General features: G+C 65.7%; 11 protein-coding genes. 5 read left to right on the forward strand and 6 right to left on the reverse strand.

Annotated elements, in window-relative coordinates:
- Positions 1–14 precede the first annotated feature (14 nt).
- Positions 15–1,649, reverse strand: a complete 1,635-nt coding sequence (locus BST12_RS12415; RefSeq protein WP_083113426.1) for an adenylate/guanylate cyclase domain-containing protein — start codon at positions 1,647–1,649, stop codon at positions 15–17.
- A 7-nt stretch (positions 1,650–1,656) separates the two neighbouring features.
- Entirely contained in the window at positions 1,657–3,276 is a 1,620-nt protein-coding gene (locus tag BST12_RS12420; protein ID WP_083113427.1) for an adenylate/guanylate cyclase domain-containing protein, read from the reverse strand.
- 46 nt (positions 3,277–3,322) lie between these two features.
- Between BST12_RS12420 and nucS the strand changes: the two genes are divergently transcribed.
- Positions 3,323–3,994 (forward strand): endonuclease NucS, encoded by a 672-nt coding sequence (gene nucS, locus BST12_RS12425; RefSeq protein WP_083113428.1) that lies wholly within the window; start codon positions 3,323–3,325, stop codon positions 3,992–3,994.
- Positions 3,994–4,287 carry a hypothetical protein gene (locus BST12_RS12430; protein WP_083113429.1) on the forward strand — a complete coding sequence of 98 codons (294 nt, stop codon included), beginning with the start codon at positions 3,994–3,996 and terminating at the stop codon, positions 4,285–4,287. The genes nucS and BST12_RS12430 overlap by 1 nt, the downstream gene beginning before the upstream one ends.
- 6 nt (positions 4,288–4,293) lie before the next feature.
- On the opposite strand, the gene mce is transcribed toward BST12_RS12430, so the two are convergent.
- Positions 4,294–4,752, reverse strand: a complete 459-nt coding sequence (gene mce / locus BST12_RS12435; RefSeq protein WP_083113430.1) for a methylmalonyl-CoA epimerase — start codon at positions 4,750–4,752, stop codon at positions 4,294–4,296.
- Between the two features lie 79 nt (positions 4,753–4,831).
- Between mce and BST12_RS12440 the strand changes: the two genes are divergently transcribed.
- Positions 4,832–6,013 (forward strand): acetyl-CoA C-acetyltransferase, encoded by a 1,182-nt coding sequence (locus tag BST12_RS12440; RefSeq protein ID WP_083113431.1) that lies wholly within the window; start codon positions 4,832–4,834, stop codon positions 6,011–6,013.
- 122 nt (positions 6,014–6,135) lie between these two features.
- A complete protein-coding gene (locus BST12_RS12445) occupies positions 6,136–7,053 on the forward strand; it encodes a tetratricopeptide repeat protein (RefSeq protein ID WP_083113432.1) in 918 nt (305 codons plus the stop codon).
- On the opposite strand, the gene glgB is transcribed toward BST12_RS12445, so the two are convergent.
- Positions 7,050–9,242, reverse strand: a complete 2,193-nt coding sequence (gene glgB / locus BST12_RS12450; RefSeq protein ID WP_083113433.1) for a 1,4-alpha-glucan branching protein GlgB — start codon at positions 9,240–9,242, stop codon at positions 7,050–7,052. The genes BST12_RS12445 and glgB overlap by 4 nt on opposite strands.
- Before the next feature lie 3 nt (positions 9,243–9,245).
- Positions 9,246–11,333 carry an alpha-1,4-glucan--maltose-1-phosphate maltosyltransferase gene (locus BST12_RS12455; RefSeq protein ID WP_211281264.1) on the reverse strand — a complete coding sequence of 696 codons (2,088 nt, stop codon included), beginning with the start codon at positions 11,331–11,333 and terminating at the stop codon, positions 9,246–9,248.
- Between the two features lie 196 nt (positions 11,334–11,529).
- On the opposite strand from BST12_RS12455, the gene BST12_RS12460 reads away from it, so the two are divergent.
- Positions 11,530–14,127, forward strand: a complete 2,598-nt coding sequence (locus BST12_RS12460) for a glycosyltransferase family 1 protein (protein ID WP_083113435.1) — start codon at positions 11,530–11,532, stop codon at positions 14,125–14,127.
- Here BST12_RS12460 and BST12_RS12465 read toward each other — a convergent pair.
- A complete protein-coding gene (locus BST12_RS12465) occupies positions 14,114–16,120 on the reverse strand; it encodes an ATP-dependent DNA helicase (RefSeq protein WP_083113436.1) in 2,007 nt (668 codons plus the stop codon). The two genes, BST12_RS12460 and BST12_RS12465, sit on opposite strands and share 14 nt — an antisense overlap.
- Position 16,121: the final 1 nt, after the last annotated feature.

The raw sequence follows: 16,121 nt of genomic DNA on the forward strand, positions 1-16,121 counted from the left end.
CACGCCCTCGCCGGCTAGCGAGCCGGCTTGGCCGGTTCGGCCGGGGACGCAAGCCGGGTCCGCTGGTCGTGCCCGCGCAGCTTGACGTGTCTGCCCAAAGTCCAACGGGCGCGCTCACTTTCGCTGGCGCTCTCCAAGGTCTGCGCCGAAGCCAGTAACTTGCCCGGACGCGATTTCGCCAGCTCACATAGCCGGGCGGCTTCGTTGACCGGCTCGCCGATCACGGTGTATTCAAACCGCTCCTTGGAGCCCACATTGCCGGCCACAACCTGCCCCGCCGCCACACCGATACCCGCGGGGCATTCGGCCATTTCGTTGACTAGCCGGTCGGCGATCGTCCGCGCGGCGGCCAGCGCCGCGTCTTCGGGACTGTCGAGTCGGTTGGGAGCGCCAAAGATTGCCAGTGACGCGTCGCCCTCGAACTTGTTGACAAAACCGTGGTGGCGGTCGACTTCCTCGACGACTATCGCGAAAAACCGGTTGAGCAACTTGACGACATCGGCCGGAGGCTGACTGGTGACCAGCTTCGTGGAGCCCACGATATCGATGAATACCACCGCGACATGGCGTTCTTCGCCGCCCAGCTTCGGCTTTTCGCGCTCGGCGGCCAGGGCGACTTCGCGTCCAACGTGCCGGCCGAACAGATCCCGGACCCGCTCACGTTCGCGTAGGCCGTCGACCATTGCGTTGAAGCCGCGCTGCAGCTCGCCGAGTTCGGTTCCGTCGAAGACGACCAGATCGCCCCGTAGATTGCCCTGTTCGACGCGCTTGAGGGCCGCGCGGACCACGCGCACCGGAGTGGCCGTCAGCCACGCGAGAATCCACATCAGCAGGAAGCCGAAGATCACCGTCGCCGCGCAGATGATCAGCACTCCCACCGCGAACTCGGTCTCGGTCAGGTTTCCCAGCACGAGTTGGAAGAACGCCAGCAGCCCAATGCCGATCACCGGCACGGCCGAACCCAACAGCCACACCATCAAGGTCCTGCCCATGATGCCCGGCGCGAGTCGCCGGGGCGGTGGTCCCGCCTCGAGCGCCTGCGCCGCCACTGGCCGCAGGGCGAATTCAGCGAGCAGATAGCTGCCGGTGGCGACCAGCAGGCCGCAGAAGTTCACCGCGACCAGGAACCGCGGGATGAACAAGCGGTCCGCCATACCGTAGAGGGTCGCCAACAGCAGCGCCCCGACTCCCCACAGAATGAGGTCGACCATCGCGACCCGCCAGGGGGCGAGGAAGGTGTTGCGCTCGTCCTCGTGGGTCGGGGTGCGCTCCTCGATGGCCCAACGCAGTGCGAGGACGGTCTGCCGAGTGATCCAATAAGTGCCCACGACCAGGGCCAGCACGATGTATGCGGGGGAGACGCCGAAGGTGATCCACAACAGGTCGTGGTCGAACACGCTGGGAGCCGGAATCGCCACCGTCACCAGCAGCAGGGCGACGCTGATCCCGAGCAGGTTGGCGCCCACCACCATCACGGTCAGGATGATCTGGATGCGGACGCGCCGGCGTTGCTGGCTCTCCGCGACCCGCCCGAGCAGCCACGAGCCGTACGCGGGGGTATCCGGTCGGCCGCTTTGCCGGGTAACCCGCTCGAGCACTCGCCCTAAGCGCTGCGCGGTGCTTTTCTTGGCGGGCTGCTTGGGAGACATCCTGGCGTCAGCCTAATTCTTTTCGAGGATAGGCCAGTTGGGTGGGCTCGTCGTGACCGCGCAGTGTGACTGTCTGGCCCAAACGCCAACGGGCGCACTCGGTTTCGCTTGCCCCGTGCACCGTCGTCGCCGACGCCAGCAGCCGGACCGGGTGCGACTTCGCGAGTTCGCACAGCCGGGCGGCTTCGTTGACGGGTTCGCCGATCACGGTGTACTCGAATCGTTCGTGCGCACCCACGTTGCCGGCGACGACCTGTCCGGCTGCCACACCGATGCCGGCCTGACACTCGGGCATTTGGGTCGTCAGCCGTTGCGCCATGGTCCGTGCGGCGGCCAGCGCCGCGTCTTCGGGACAGTCGAGGCGGTTCGGGGCCCCGAAGATCGCCAGCGAGGCGTCGCCCTCGAACTTGTTGACCAGCCCGCGGTAACGGTCGACTTCCTCCACGACGATGGTGAAGAACTGGTTGAGCAGGTGCACGACGTCGGCCGGCCGGCGGCTGCGGACCAACTGCGTGGAGCCGATGATGTCGATGAAGACGACGGCGACATGGCGTTCTTCGCCACCCAGCTTGGGTCGCTCGCGTTCGGCGGCCGCGGCCACTTCACGTCCGACGTGCCGTCCGAAAAGATCACGGATCCGCTCCCGCTCGCGCAGGCCGTTCACCATCGCGTTGAAACCGCGCTGCAGCTCGCCGAGTTCGCTTCCGTCGAAGACCACCAGGTCGCCCTGCAGATCGCCCTGCTCGACGCGCTTGAGTGCCGCGCGCACGACCCGAACGGGTGTGGCGGTCAGCCACGCCATGATCCACATCACCAGGAAGCCGAAGATCAGGGTCACCGTCGCCAGGATGAGGATCGCCACACCCAACTGGGTCTCCGTCAGGTCGCGCACGAACAGCGTGAACAGCGCCGTCAGGGCGATGCCGGCCAGCGGTGCGCCCGAACCCAGGGTCCACACGGTCATCGTCCGCCCCATGATCCCCGACATGAAGCGCTGCGGCGTTCGTCCCGCTTCGAGGGCTTGAGCCGCCACCGGACGCAACGCGAATTCGGTGAACAGGTAGCTGTTGGTGGCCACCAGGACGCCGGTTATGGATGCGGTGAACAACATGAAGGGGATGAACAAACGGTTCGCCATGCCGTAGAGCGTCGCCAGCAATATCGCTCCGATATCCCACAACACGATATGGATGACAGCTACGCGGAACGGGGCCAGTAAGGTGTTGCGCTCGTCGGCCTGGGTGGGCCGGCGCTCCTCGATGGCCCACCGGATGGACCCGTTGACGATGCGCGTGGTGATCCAGTAGGTCCCCAGCGCCAGCGCGAAGGTGGCGTAGGCCGGTGCCACGGCGTAGGTGACCCACCACGGCGCGTCGGTGTAAATGTTGGGCGCCGGGAAGGCAAAGGTGAGTATCAGTACCGCGACGCCGATGCCGGTCAGATTGGACAGCAGGATATAGCTGTTCACGATGAGCTTCATGCGCCGCCGCCGGCGCGGCAGGCTGTCTGAGAGGCCCCCGAGCAGCCATGAGCCATACTCGGACGTCTCCGTCAGCCGGCCGCTTTGCCGGGTCACCTTCTCGAGCACGCGGCCCAGTCGGTGCGCCATGCTTTCTTGGGGCGACATGGTGGCGTCAGCCTACATTCGTCGACCACGCTCTAAGGTGAGTCGGGTGCGTCTAGTTGTTGCTCAATGCACTGTCGACTATGTCGGCCGGCTCACCGCTCACCTCCCCTCCGCGCGCAGGCTGCTGTTGTTCAAGGCCGACGGGTCGGTCAGCGTGCACGCCGACGACCGCGCCTACAAGCCGTTGAACTGGATGAGTCCGCCGTGCTGGATGACCGAAGAGCTCGCCGCTGACTTACCCGTATGGGTAGTGCAGAACAAGTCCGGAGAACAGCTGCGCATCACCGTGGAGGGGGTCGAGCACGACTCCAGCCACGATCTGGGCGTCGACCCCGGTTTGGTCAAAGACGGCGTCGAGTCTCACCTGCAAGCGTTGCTCGCCGAGCACGTTTCGCTGCTGGGTGCGGGATACACGTTGGTGCGCCGCGAGTACATGACCGCGATCGGGCCCGTTGACCTGTTGTGCCGCGACGAACAAGGCGGCTCGGTCGCGGTCGAGATCAAACGCCGCGGTGAGATCGACGGGGTGGAGCAGCTCACCCGGTATCTCGAATTGCTCAATCGGGACAGCGTCCTTGCCCCGGTCAAAGGGGTCTTCGCGGCCCAGCAGATCAAGCCGCAGGCCCGCACGCTGGCTACCGATCGTGGAATCCGTTGTGTGACATTGGATTACGACCAGATGCGGGGCATGGACAGCGACGAGTACCGGCTGTTCTGATGGGCCGGCGCCGCAAACCGCCGCGGCCGCAACGGCCGGTATCGCCGGCGCCGCTGTTGAGCCGGGTGGAGACGGGGCCCGATGGTCATCCCTATGAAGTGCGTTCGATCGCGGCGGCCCGCGCCGTCAAGACCTACCGCTGCCCGGGGTGTGACCACGAAATCCGTTCCGGCACAGCGCATGTGGTGGTATGGCCGATCGAATCTGCCGAAGCGGTGCAAGACCGGCGGCATTGGCATACGCCGTGTTGGGCAAACCGCGCCAATCGCGGGCCGACTCGGAAGTGGTCTTGAGTGGTCTTAGGGAGCCGGTTCGACCAACTCGATCAGCACGCCGCCGGCGTCCTTCGGGTGGATGAAGTTGATCCGGGAGTTCGCCGTACCGCGCCGGGCCGCTTCGTAGACCAGCCGCACGCCCTGGCTTTGCAGGCGCTCGCACAGGGCGTCGAGATCGCTGACCCGGCAGGCCAGCTGCTGGATGCCCGGTCCGCGCTTTTCCAGAAACTTCGCGATGGCAGATGACTCGTCGCTGGGGGCCATCAATTGGATCTGGGCGGTCGAGCCGGGCACCGCCAGCATCGCCTCGCGAATCCCCTGATCGTCATTGACTTCCTCGTGCACCAGGATCATCCCCAGGTGATCGTGGTACCACTCGATTGCGGCGTCCAAGTCGGCGACCGCGATGCCGACGTGATCCAAACCAGTCACCAAAGCGGTGGCTAGAACGTGACGGGCGTCAACTTGATCGGTCGTCATCACACAACGGTAACCTGACGGGAAAGAATCTGCTTCTCCGGGTTGGCCGGATTGGCCGTTCCCGTGCGCTGAGGAGGTAGTCATGACGACATCGGTGATCGTTGCTGGAGCTCGCACGCCGATAGGCAAGCTAATGGGTTCGCTGAAGGATTTCAGCGCCAGCGATCTGGGAGCCATTGCCATCAAGGGCGCTTTGGAAAAAGCAAACGTCCCGGCGTCTCTTGTCGAGTACGTGATCATGGGCCAGGTGCTGACTGCGGGCGCGGGCCAAATGCCGGCGCGTCAGTCGGCGGTCGCGGCGGGAATCGGCTGGGATGTGCCGGCGCTGACGATCAATAAGATGTGCCTGTCCGGCATCGATGCGATCGCCCTTGCCGACCAGCTCATCCGGGCCGGTGAATTCGATGTGGTGGTGGCCGGTGGGCAGGAGTCCATGACCAAGGCGCCTCATCTGCTGATGGACAGCCGGTCGGGCTACAAGTACGGCGACGTGACGGTCTTGGACCACATGGCCTACGACGGACTGCACGACGTATTCACCGACCAGCCGATGGGCGCACTGACCGAACAGCGCAACGATGTCGACAAGTTCACCCGTCAGGAACAGGACGAATACGCTGCTCAGTCGCATCAGAAGGCAGCTGCGGCGTGGAAGGACGGCGTCTTCACCGACGAGGTGGTGCCGGTGACGATCCCGCAGCGCAAGGGTGATCCGCTGCAGTTCAGCGAGGACGAGGGGATTCGCGCCAACACCACCGCAGACTCGCTGGCCGGTCTCAAGCCGGCGTTTCGCAAGGACGGCACCATCACCGCCGGCTCGGCTTCGCAGATCTCCGATGGGGCGGCCGCGGTAGTGGTGATGCGCAAGGAGAAGGCCCAGGAGCTGGGGCTGTCGTGGCTGGTCGAGATCGGTGCGCACGGCGTGGTGGCCGGGCCGGATTCGACCCTGCAATTGCAGCCGGCCAATGCGATCAAGAAGGCGCTTGACCGTGAGGGCATCTCCGCCGACCAGCTCGATGTGGTGGAGATCAACGAGGCGTTTGCCGCGGTGGCGCTGGCCTCCACGAAGGAGCTCGGGGTGAGCCCCGACATCGTCAACGTCAACGGCGGTGCCATTGCCGTGGGGCACCCGATCGGCATGTCCGGAGCGCGCATCACCCTGCACGTCGCGCTGGAGTTGGCGCGCCGCGGCTCGGGTTACGGCGTTGCCGCTTTGTGCGGCGCCGGTGGACAGGGCGACGCTCTGATCCTGCGTGCCGGTTAGGCCCGACGAGGTTGCTGGCGCGCGGGATGGTGGGCGCTGGTGTGAGATTGGTCATATTTGCTGCGGCAGAGGCCTGCCACCGGGTGAATCGATGATTGGGGCTACGTGACAGACTTGATGCCGTGACGCGTCCGCGACCCCCGATCGGGCCTGCCATGGCCGGTGCGGTCGACCTTTCCGGCCTCAAGCAGCGAGCGCAGCAGCAGTCTGCGCCGGATGGGGATGCCCGCCGGGCGCCGGCGGCGCAGCCGGGTGGGGCAGCCGAGATCACCGAAGCCAATTTCGAAGACGAGGTGATCGTCCGGTCCGACGAAGTGCCGGTCGTGGTGTTGCTGTGGTCGCCGCGCAGCGACGTCTGCGTCGACCTGCTGGACGCGCTGGCCGCCCTGGCTGCCGAGGACAGCGGCACGTGGGCACTGGCATCTGTCAACGTCGACGCCGCACCCAGGGTGGCTCAGATCTTCGGTGTTCAAGCAGTGCCGACCGTGGTGGCTTTAGCTGCGGGGCAACCGATCTCAAGCTTTCAGGGCCCACAGCCCGCCGACCAGTTGCGCCGCTGGGTGGATTCTCTCGTTTCCGCGACAGCTGGAAAGCTGAGGGGCCCAACGGATTCCGAGGAAATGGCCGAAGTCGATCCGGTAGTGGCGCAGGCGCGACAGGAGCTGGAGGCCGGCGACTTCGATGCCGCGCGCGAGTCGTATCAGGCGGTGCTGGATGCGAATCCAGGTAGCGTCGAAGCGAAGGCGGCCATTCGGCAGATCGAATTCCTCGCGCGCGCAACCGCACAGCGGCCCGACGCCGTCGCGGTGGCCGACTCCGCACCCGGCGACATCGAGGCGGCGTTTGCCGCCGCCGACGTACAAATCCTCAACCAGGAGGTCGCGGCCGCGTTCGAACGCCTGATTGCGTTGGTGCGCAGGACATCTGGGGATGACCGTACCGCGGTGCGTACCCGGCTGATCGAGCTGTTCGAGCTTTTCGATCCGGCTGACCCGGAAGTGGTTGCCGGCCGGCGCAATCTGGCGAACGCGCTTTACTAGGCGGGCTCCAGCCACAACGCCGAGGTAGGCGGCAGCACCATCACCGCCGAAGCGGGGCGGCCGTGCCACGGATCCTCGCTGGCGTCGACACCGCCGAGATTGCCTATGCCAGAGCCGTTGTAGATCGTGGCATCGGTGTTGAGGACCTCACGCCAGCGGCCGGCGACGGGCAGTCCGAGTCGGTAGTTGCTGTGTTCGGATCCGGCGTAGTTGAACACACACGCCATTACCGAGCCGTCGCTGCCGTACCGCAGGAAGCTCAAGACATTGTTGGCCGAGTCGTTGGCGTCGATCCATGAATAGCCATCAGGGGTGGTGTCCTGACTCCACAGCGCGGGATGGCTGCTGTAGATGGCGTTGATATCGCGCACCAGTCTCAAAATGCCGTTGGAGAAACCGTTTTCGTCGAGTTGGAACCAGTCCAGGCCGTTCTGCTCGGACCACTCGGCGCGCTGCCCGAACTCCTGGCCCATGAACAGCAACTGCTTGCCCGGGTGTGCCCACTGATAGGCCAGCAGGCTGCGTAGCCCGGCCGCCTTGGCGTGGTTGTTACCCGGCATGCGACTCCACAGTGTGCCCTTGCCGTGCACCACCTCGTCGTGACTGAGCGGCAGCACGTAGTTCTCGCTGAAGGCGTAGAGCATCGAGAACGTCATCTCGTGGTGGTGGTAGCTGCGGTACACCGGGTCGCGGCTGATGTAGTCGAGCGTGTCGTGCATCCAGCCCATGTTCCACTTCATCGAAAAGCCGAGGCCGCCGATGTTGGTCGGCCGGGTAACCCCTGGCCATGACGTCGACTCCTCGGCGATGGTGACAATGCCGGGCGCCACCCGGTGCGCCGTTGCGTTCATCTCCTGCAGGAACTGCACCGCCTCCAGGTTCTCCCGGCCGCCGTAGATGTTCGGGGTCCAGCCGCCCTCCGGACGCGAGTAATCCAGGTAGAGCATCGAGGCAACCGCGTCCACCCGCAGCCCGTCGATGTGGAACTCCTCAAGCCAGTACAGTGCGTTGGCTACCAGGAAATTGCGCACCTCCGGTCGGCCGAAGTCGAATACGTAAGTGCCCCAGTCGAGTTGCTCGCCGCGCTTAGGATCGGAATGCTCGTAGAGTGGCGTGCCGTCAAAGCGGCCCAGCGCCCACGCATCCTTCGGGAAGTGCGCCGGAACCCAGTCGACGAGGACGCCGATACCGGCTCGGTGCAGCGCGTCGACCAGCGCCCGAAACTCGTCTGGCGTGCCGAAGCGTGAGGTCGGCGCGTAGTAGGACGTGACCTGATACCCCCACGACCCGGCGAATGGGTGCTCGGCGACCGGTAGCAGCTCGACATGGGTAAACCCGTGTTCCACAACGTAATCGGTGAGTTCAGTGGCAAGCTGACGATAGGTCAGACCGGGCCGCCACGAACCCAGGTGGACCTCGTAGGTGCTCATCGGCTCGAACACCGGATTGAGCTGCGCCCGCCGCTGCATCCACTTGTCGTCGTCCCAGGTGTAGTCGCTCACCGTCACCCGCGATGCCGTCTGCGGCGGGACCTCGGTGCCGAATGCGAACGGGTCGGCTCGCTCGCTGACCACGCCGTCGGCGCCGTGCACCCGGAACTTGTAGAGACCGTCGGCGGGGAACTCGGGCCAGAACAGCTCCCACACCCCCGAAGATCCCAGCACCCGCATCGGAGCGTCGCTTCCGGTCCAGCCGTTGAACTCACCAATCAAGTTGACGCCCTTGGCATTCGGCGCCCACACCGCAAACGAGACGCCAGCTACGACACCGTCGGCGGTGGTGAACGAACGAGGGTGCGCGCCGAGGACCTCCCAGAGTCGTTCGTGGCGTCCCTCGTTGAACAGGTGCAAGTCCATTTCGCCCAGGGTGGGCAGGAAGCGGTAGGCGTCGGCGACCATGTGCTCGGCGCCGGGGTAACTCACTTTCAACCGGTAGTCGATGAGATCGACGAAGGGCAACGCCACGGCGAACAGACCGGCGTCGATGTGCTGCATGGGGAACTGCTCGTCGCCGACGCATGCGACGACGCTCGCCGCGTGGGGGCGAAAAGCCCGGATCACCGTGTGGTCGTCGTACTCGTGAGCACCCAGAATGCCGTGCGGGTTGTGGTGTGCGCCGGCAACCAGGCGTGCGAGCTCGGCCGGGTCAGGCGCCAGGTGCGTCCCGGCGAGTTGGTCGGTTCGGCTCATGCGTCACCTCCTGCGTAGCAGCACGTTTCGAGACTCTTGGGGAACGAGTGGCATGTTGATGATGTGCGCGACGGCGCGCCCGGGGTCGATACGAATGTAATTGGCCTGCCCCCACTGGTATTCCTCGCCGGTGATCTCATCACGCACCCAAAATCGTTCATAGGAATCCATACCCAAAGCGGCCATGTCTAACCACAGCGTTGCTTCCTCGGGGCCGAATGCATTGAGCGTCACCACGACCAAGATGCAGTCGCCGGTGGCCGGATCGAACTTGCTGTAAGCCATCAGGGCGTCATTGTCGATGTGATGGAAATGAATGGTGCGCAACTGCTGCAGGGCGGGGTGCAGCCGGCGAATTGCGTTGAGCCGGGCGATGAGCGGCTCCAGTGATCTGCCTTCGGATACCGCGGCGGCGAAGTCGCGCGGACGCAGTTCGTATTTCTCCGAGTCCAGGTATTCCTCACTGCCCTCGCGCACGGCGCGGTGCTCGAACAGTTCGTAGCCCGAATACACCCCCCAGGCCGGGCCCATGGTTGCCGCCAGCACCGCCCGGATGGCGAACATCCCCGGACCGTTGTGCTGCAGGATCGCGTGCAGGATGTCTGGAGTATTGACGAACAGGTTCGGACGGCGAAAGTCGGCGAGTTCGGCTATGTCGTTGCCGAATTCGGTGAGCTCCCACTTGGCCGTGCGCCAGGTGAAGTAGCTGTATGACTGTGTGAAGCCGAGTTTGGCCAGTCCGTACTGTCGGGCGGGCGGGGTGAAGGCCTCGGATAAGAACAGCACGTCGGGGTCGACGGACTTCACCTGATCGATCAGCCAGGCCCAGAAGTTGGGCGGCTTGGTATGCGGGTTGTCGACTCGAAAGAACTTGACGCCGTGGTCGATCCAGTGGCGCACCACGCGCAACACTTCGTCGTAGAGACCCGCCGGATCGTTGTCGAAGTTGAGTGGGTAGATGTCCTGATATTTCTTCGGCGGGTTTTCTGCGTAAGCGATGGTGCCGTCGGGCAATTCGGTGAACCACTGGCGATGCTCGCGCGCCCAGGGGTGGTCCGGCGCGCACTGCAACGCTAAATCCAGGGACACTTCCATGCCGAGCTCACGTGCCGCGGCGACGAAGTCGTCGAAGTCGTCGATGGTGCCCAGGCTTGGATGGACCGCGTCGTGGCCGCCCTCGTCGCTGCCGATCGCCCACGGCGATCCGACGTCGCCGGGAGCGGCGGCCGGATTGTTGTTGCGCCCCTTGCGGTGCACCTTTCCGATGGGATGGATGGGTGGCAGGTACACCACGTCGAATCCCATTTCGGCGATGCGGGGCAGTGCCGAGATGGCGGTGGCGAAGGTGCCGTGCACCGGGTTGCCGTCGGCGTCCCAGCCGCCGGTGGAGCGCGGGAAGAATTCGTACCACGAGCCGAACCGGGCCAACGGCCGGTCCACCCACACCCCGAACTGCTCGCCCCGGGTGACCAGATCGCGCAACGGAAACTCGGCCAGCAGTTCGTCGATCTCCGGCGAAAGCGCCAGTGCGGTGCGGGTCAACGGATCACCGGGAGTACGCAAGGCCGCTGCGGTTTCCAGCAGCGGGTGGCGTTGCTGACGTGGCACACCGGCGGCGGCTCGCTCGAACAGCGCGGCGCCGACCAGCAGGTCGTTGGAAAGTTCGGTTTCGCCCTGCCCGGCGTCCAGCTTGGCGGCCAGCCCGTGGCGCCAGGTGTGGATCGGGTCGCCCCAGCCGTCGACTCGGAAGCTCCACAATCCGACCCGGTCGGGGGTGAAGTGGCCATGGAACACATAGGGTTCCTCGCCCAGCGTCATGGGCAGCAGCAGCGGCTTGACGCGCTGGTGGTCATCGACCCTGGCGACCGCGCTGGCCTCGGGGGCTTGCACGGCCTTGAGCCGGCGCACGTCGCCGACGTGCGGGTAGTCCGTCCCGAGGTAACGCACGACCAGGGTCGCTGCCACCGCCTCGTGGCCTTCGCGCCATACCGCGGCACTGACCGGGACTACCTCGCCGACCACCGCCTTGGCGGGGTACGCACCGCACGACACGACGGGCTGGACGTTATCGATCTCGACACGACCGGGCACACACCACTCCGTTTCTGGTTTCTGGGTATCACCCCGGACCGCTACAGCGGTCGTGTTCAGGGTGTCCTTCGTGTGTCGTTGTCTGCTCGTCTCTTTGCGCCCCATACCCACCCTAGTGGCCTGCCACACCGACGGCACCAAAGCTGTCACTCGACAACCTCTGCGTGCGGCCGAAACGTAAGTAAGCTAAGGCTGCGTGAAAGCCCTCCGCCGGTTTACCGTCCGTGCTCACCTACCCGACCGTCTCGCCGCGCTGGACCAGCTATCTACCAACCTGCGCTGGTCATGGGAAAAGCCCACGCAGGACCTGTTCGCATTCATAGATCCAAACCTTTGGTCGCATTGCGGCAACGATCCCGTCGCGCTGCTGGGTGCGGTCAAGCCCGCGCGGCTCGACGAGTTGGCGCTGGACGAGGAGTTCCTGCGCCGGCTCGATGAGCTGGCGGCCGACTTGGACGACTATCTGAACCGTCCGCTGTGGTACCAGCAGCAGGAACAAGCCGGTGTCGCGATGCCGACCGGTATCGCGTATTTCTCGATGGAGTTCGGGGTCGCCGAAGTGTTGCCCAATTACTCGGGTGGTTTGGGCATTCTGGCCGGCGACCATCTGAAGGCCGCGTCGGATCTCGGCGTGCCGCTGATCGCGGTAGGCCTCTACTACCGGTCCGGATACTTCCGTCAATCGCTGACGGCCGATGGCTGGCAGCACGAGACATATCCCTCGCTGGACCCGCAGGGCCTGCCGTTGCGGTTGCTCACCACCGCCACCGGCGACCCGGTGCTGGTTGATCTGGCCCTGCCTGATTCGGCGCAACTGCGAGCGCGGGTCTGGGTCGCGCAGGTGGGCCGGGTGCCGTTGCTGTTGCTGGACTCCGATGTTCCGGAGAACGAGCATGAATTGCGCAGCGTCACCGATCGCCTGTATGGCGGCGATCAGGAACACCGCATCAAACAGGAGATCCTGGCCGGGATCGGGGGAGTGCGGGCAATCCGCGCCTATACCGCCGTCCAGGGGCTGCCCGCTCCCGAGGTGTTCCACATGAACGAGGGGCACGCCGGGTTTCTGGGAGCCGAGCGCATTCGTGAGCTGATCACCGAATCGGGATTGGATTTCGATACGGCGCTGACAGTGGTGCGATCCAGCACGGTGTTCACCACCCACACGCCGGTGCCCGCCGGTATCGACCGCTTCCCGGTGGAAATGGTGCAGCGCTACTTCGACGACAACGGCGGCGACCGCGCGTCCACGCTGTTGCCGGGTGTGCCCACCGAACGGGTCATGGCTTTGGGCGCCGAGGACGACCCGACCAAGTTCAACATGGCCCATATGGGGCTGCGGCTGGCGCAACGGGCCAATGGCGTCTCGCTGCTGCACGGCCGGGTGAGCCGGACGATGTTCAACGAGCTGTGGCCGGGATTCGACCCCGAGGAGGTGCCGATCGGGTCGATCACCAACGGAGTGCACGCGCGGACCTGGGCGGCGCCGCAGTGGTTGCAGCTCGGTCGTGAACTGGCCGGGGAAGACTCGTTCAGCGAGCCGGCGGTGTGGCTGCGGCTACAGCAGGTCGACTCCGGGCATTTGTGGTGGATCCGCTCACAGTTGCGCGCGCTGCTCGTCGAGGACGTCCGCAAGCGGCTGCGCCAATCATGGCTGGAGCGTGGTGCATCGGATGCTGAATTAGGCTGGATTGCAACAGCATTCGACCCCAATGTACTCACCGTCGGCTTCGCGCGACGGGTCCCCACTTACAAGCGGTTGACGCTGATGCTGCGCGATCCGGAGCGGCTCGAACAGCTGTTGCTGGACTCCGAACGGCCCATCCAGCTGATCGTTGCCGGCAAGTCGCACCCGGCCGACGACGGCGGTAAGGCGCTGATTCAGCAGGTGGTGCGGTTCGCCGACCGGCCAGAGGTGCGCCATCGCATCGCGTTTCTGCCCAACTACGACATGTCGATGGCGCGGCTGCTGTACTGGGGTTGCGACGTCTGGCTGAACAATCCGCTGCGGCCGCTGGAGGCCTGCGGTACTTCGGGAATGAAGAGCGCGCTTAACGGCGGGCTGAACCTCTCCATCCGCGACGGCTGGTGGGACGAGTGGTACGACGGCGAAAACGGTTGGGAGATACCGTCTGCCGACGGGATCGTCGACGAGACGCGCCGCGACGACTTGGAGTCCACCGCGCTCTACAACCTGCTGGAGCAGGCGGTGGCGCCGAAGTTTTACGAGCGCGACGAGCATGGGATACCGCCGCGGTGGATAGAGATGGTGCGGCATACCTTGCAGACGCTGGGCCCAAAGGTGCTGGCCTCCCGGATGGTGCGCGACTACGTCGAGCACTACTACACACCGGCCGCGCAGTCGCGACGCAAAACCATCGAAATACCGCCTGGCGGAAGCGAATTCGACGTGGCGCGGGAACTGGCCGGCTATCGCAAGCGGGTGGAAGAAGCGTGGCCGAACATCGACATCACCGATGTCGACAGCACCGGCCTGCCCGATACGCCGCTGTTGGGGTCCAAGCTGACGCTGACGGCCACCGTTGCGCTGGCCGGGCTATCGCCGGACGAAGTGATAGTCGAGGCGGTGCTGGGCCGGGTCGATGCCGGCGATGCGCTGGTGGATCCGGTCACCGTCGAAATGTCGTATGCCGGCACCGCCGAAGGCGGCAGTCAGGTCTTCTCGACGACGACGCCGCTGCCGTTGGCGGGCGCGCTCGGCTACACCGTGCGGGTACTGCCTCGTCATCCGATGCTGGCAGCCAGCAACGAACTCGGCCTGGTCACCCTGGCTTAGGGTCTGCCCCGGTGGACAGTCGCTGCAGCGCCGCACGCACTTTCGCGGCGTCGGTGGTCTGCCAGAACGGCGGTAGCGAGGCACGCAGGTAACCGCCGTAGCGAGCGGTCGCCATCCGTGAGTCCAGCACGGCGACCACGCCGCGGTCGGTGACGCGGCGCAGCAGCCGTCCGGATCCCTGGGCCAGTAGCAGAGCCGCGTGGGCGGCCGCGACGTCCATGAATCCGTTGCCACCGCGCGCCGCGACCGCACGCTGTCGGGCGCTGAGCAGGGGGTCGTCCGGCCGCGGAAACGGGATGCGGTCGATCAGGACCAGCGATAGCGATGGGCCCGGCACGTCGACGCCCTGCCACAGCGACAGCGTGCCGAACAGCGAAGTCTCGGCGTCGTCGCTGAACTGCTCGACCAGAGCCGAGGTGCTGTCGTCGCCCTGACACAACACCGGTGTGGAGAGCCGCTCGCGCATGGCCTCGGCGGCTGCGCGGGCCGCTCGCATCGACGAAAACAGGCCAAGGGTGCGTCCACCGGCGGCGGTGATGAGTTCGGTGATCTCGGCCAGCTGCTCGGCCGAGCCGGTGCCGTCGCGTCCCGGAGCCGGCAGATGTGCTGCGACATAAAGGATTCCGGACTTGGCGTGGTGAAACGGCGATCCAACGTCTAGGCCGCGCCAGGGTGTTTCTCCGGTCAGGCCCCACGCCGCGGCCATGGCGTCGAACGAGCCGCCGACGGTCAGCGTCGCCGACGTCAACACCGTGGTCGAACGGGAGAAGACCTCCTTGGCCAGCAGCCCGGCCACCGACAGCGGAGCCACCCGCAATACGGCTCGTGGTGAGCCGCGGCTTTCCTCGTGGTCCAGCCAAACCACGTCGGTGCGATCGGGGATAGCCGGGGTGAAGGATTCCAGAATCCGCGACGCGGTGTCGGAGATCTCGGTCAGTGCGGCGGCGGCCTCGGCACGCGCTGCGGCCGCCTTCGCGTCGCTGGCGCTTTCGATGGCCGAGCGCGCCGCACTCGCCGCGTCGCGCAGCGCGGCAAGATACGTCGCCAGCTCCGGGTCCAGATAATCGATGCGGCCGGCTGTCGCGTCGTGCATCGCCGAGGAGAAGATGGCCGAGGCCGCCTCCAGCCGCTCGGTCAGTTCGTGGTCCACCAATCGCGCAATGCGCCGCGCCGCAACACCAAGGGCAGCCGACGTCAACTCCGCCGTGGCCACCGATGTCACCCGATCGGTCAGCTCGTGTGCTTCGTCGACGACCAACAGCGTGTGGTCGGGCAGCACCGCCGAGTCGGCGACGGCGTCGATGGCCAGCAATGCGTGGTTGGTGACGACGACATCGGCGCGGGCGGCGGCCCCGCGCGCGCGTTCGGAGAAGCATTCCGAGCCGAATGAGCACCGGGCCACGCCGATGCACTCCCGCGCCGAAACGCTGACCTGGGACCAGGATCGGTCCGGTACGCCGGGCTTGAGGTCGTCGCGGTCACCGGTGCCGGTTGTCGCTGCCCACTCGGTAAGACGCTGCACGTCGCGGCCCAGGGCGGAGACCGCCATCGGGTTGAACAGTTCCTCCTGTGGGCGCTCGTCGGCGTCGTCGGAGTCGCTGCTGCCTGCACCACCATTGTGAATCTTGTTGAGGCACAGATAGTTTCGCCGTCCCTTGAGCAGTGCGAATTGTGGCCGGTGGGGCAGTGCATCGGAGAGCGCATCGGCCAGGCGGGGCAGGTCGCGATCGACGAGTTGACGTTGCAAAGCGATCGTCGCCGTCGATACCACGACCGGCCCGTCGTCACCGATCGCACGGACGATCGCGGGAACCAGATACGCCAGCGACTTGCCGGTCCCGGTGCCGGCCTGCACGACAAGGTGCTCACCGGTTTCGAACGCGTTGGCCACCGCGGCGGCCATCTGCACCTGGCCGGGGCGTTCGGTGCCACCGAGTGCGGCCACCGCGATGGCCAGCAACTCGGGGACGGAGTCAGACACCTCGGACGTGATT

The sequence above is a fragment of the Mycobacterium angelicum genome, from assembly GCF_002086155.1.
Taxonomy (GTDB): Bacteria; Actinomycetota; Actinomycetes; order Mycobacteriales; family Mycobacteriaceae; genus Mycobacterium; species Mycobacterium angelicum.

What these genes read in the sequence shown, in the direction of transcription:
- glgB (WP_083113433.1), bottom strand. Translation starts at nt 9,242, where the DNA reads ATGAGCCGAACCGACCAACTCGCCGGGACGCACCTGGCGCCTGACCCG.
- BST12_RS12430 (WP_083113429.1), top strand. Translation starts at nt 3,994, where the DNA reads ATGGGCCGGCGCCGCAAACCGCCGCGGCCGCAACGGCCGGTATCGCCG.
- BST12_RS12415 (WP_083113426.1), bottom strand. Translation starts at nt 1,649, where the DNA reads ATGTCTCCCAAGCAGCCCGCCAAGAAAAGCACCGCGCAGCGCTTAGGG.
- BST12_RS12440 (WP_083113431.1), top strand. Translation starts at nt 4,832, where the DNA reads ATGACGACATCGGTGATCGTTGCTGGAGCTCGCACGCCGATAGGCAAG.
- BST12_RS12420 (WP_083113427.1), bottom strand. Translation starts at nt 3,276, where the DNA reads ATGTCGCCCCAAGAAAGCATGGCGCACCGACTGGGCCGCGTGCTCGAG.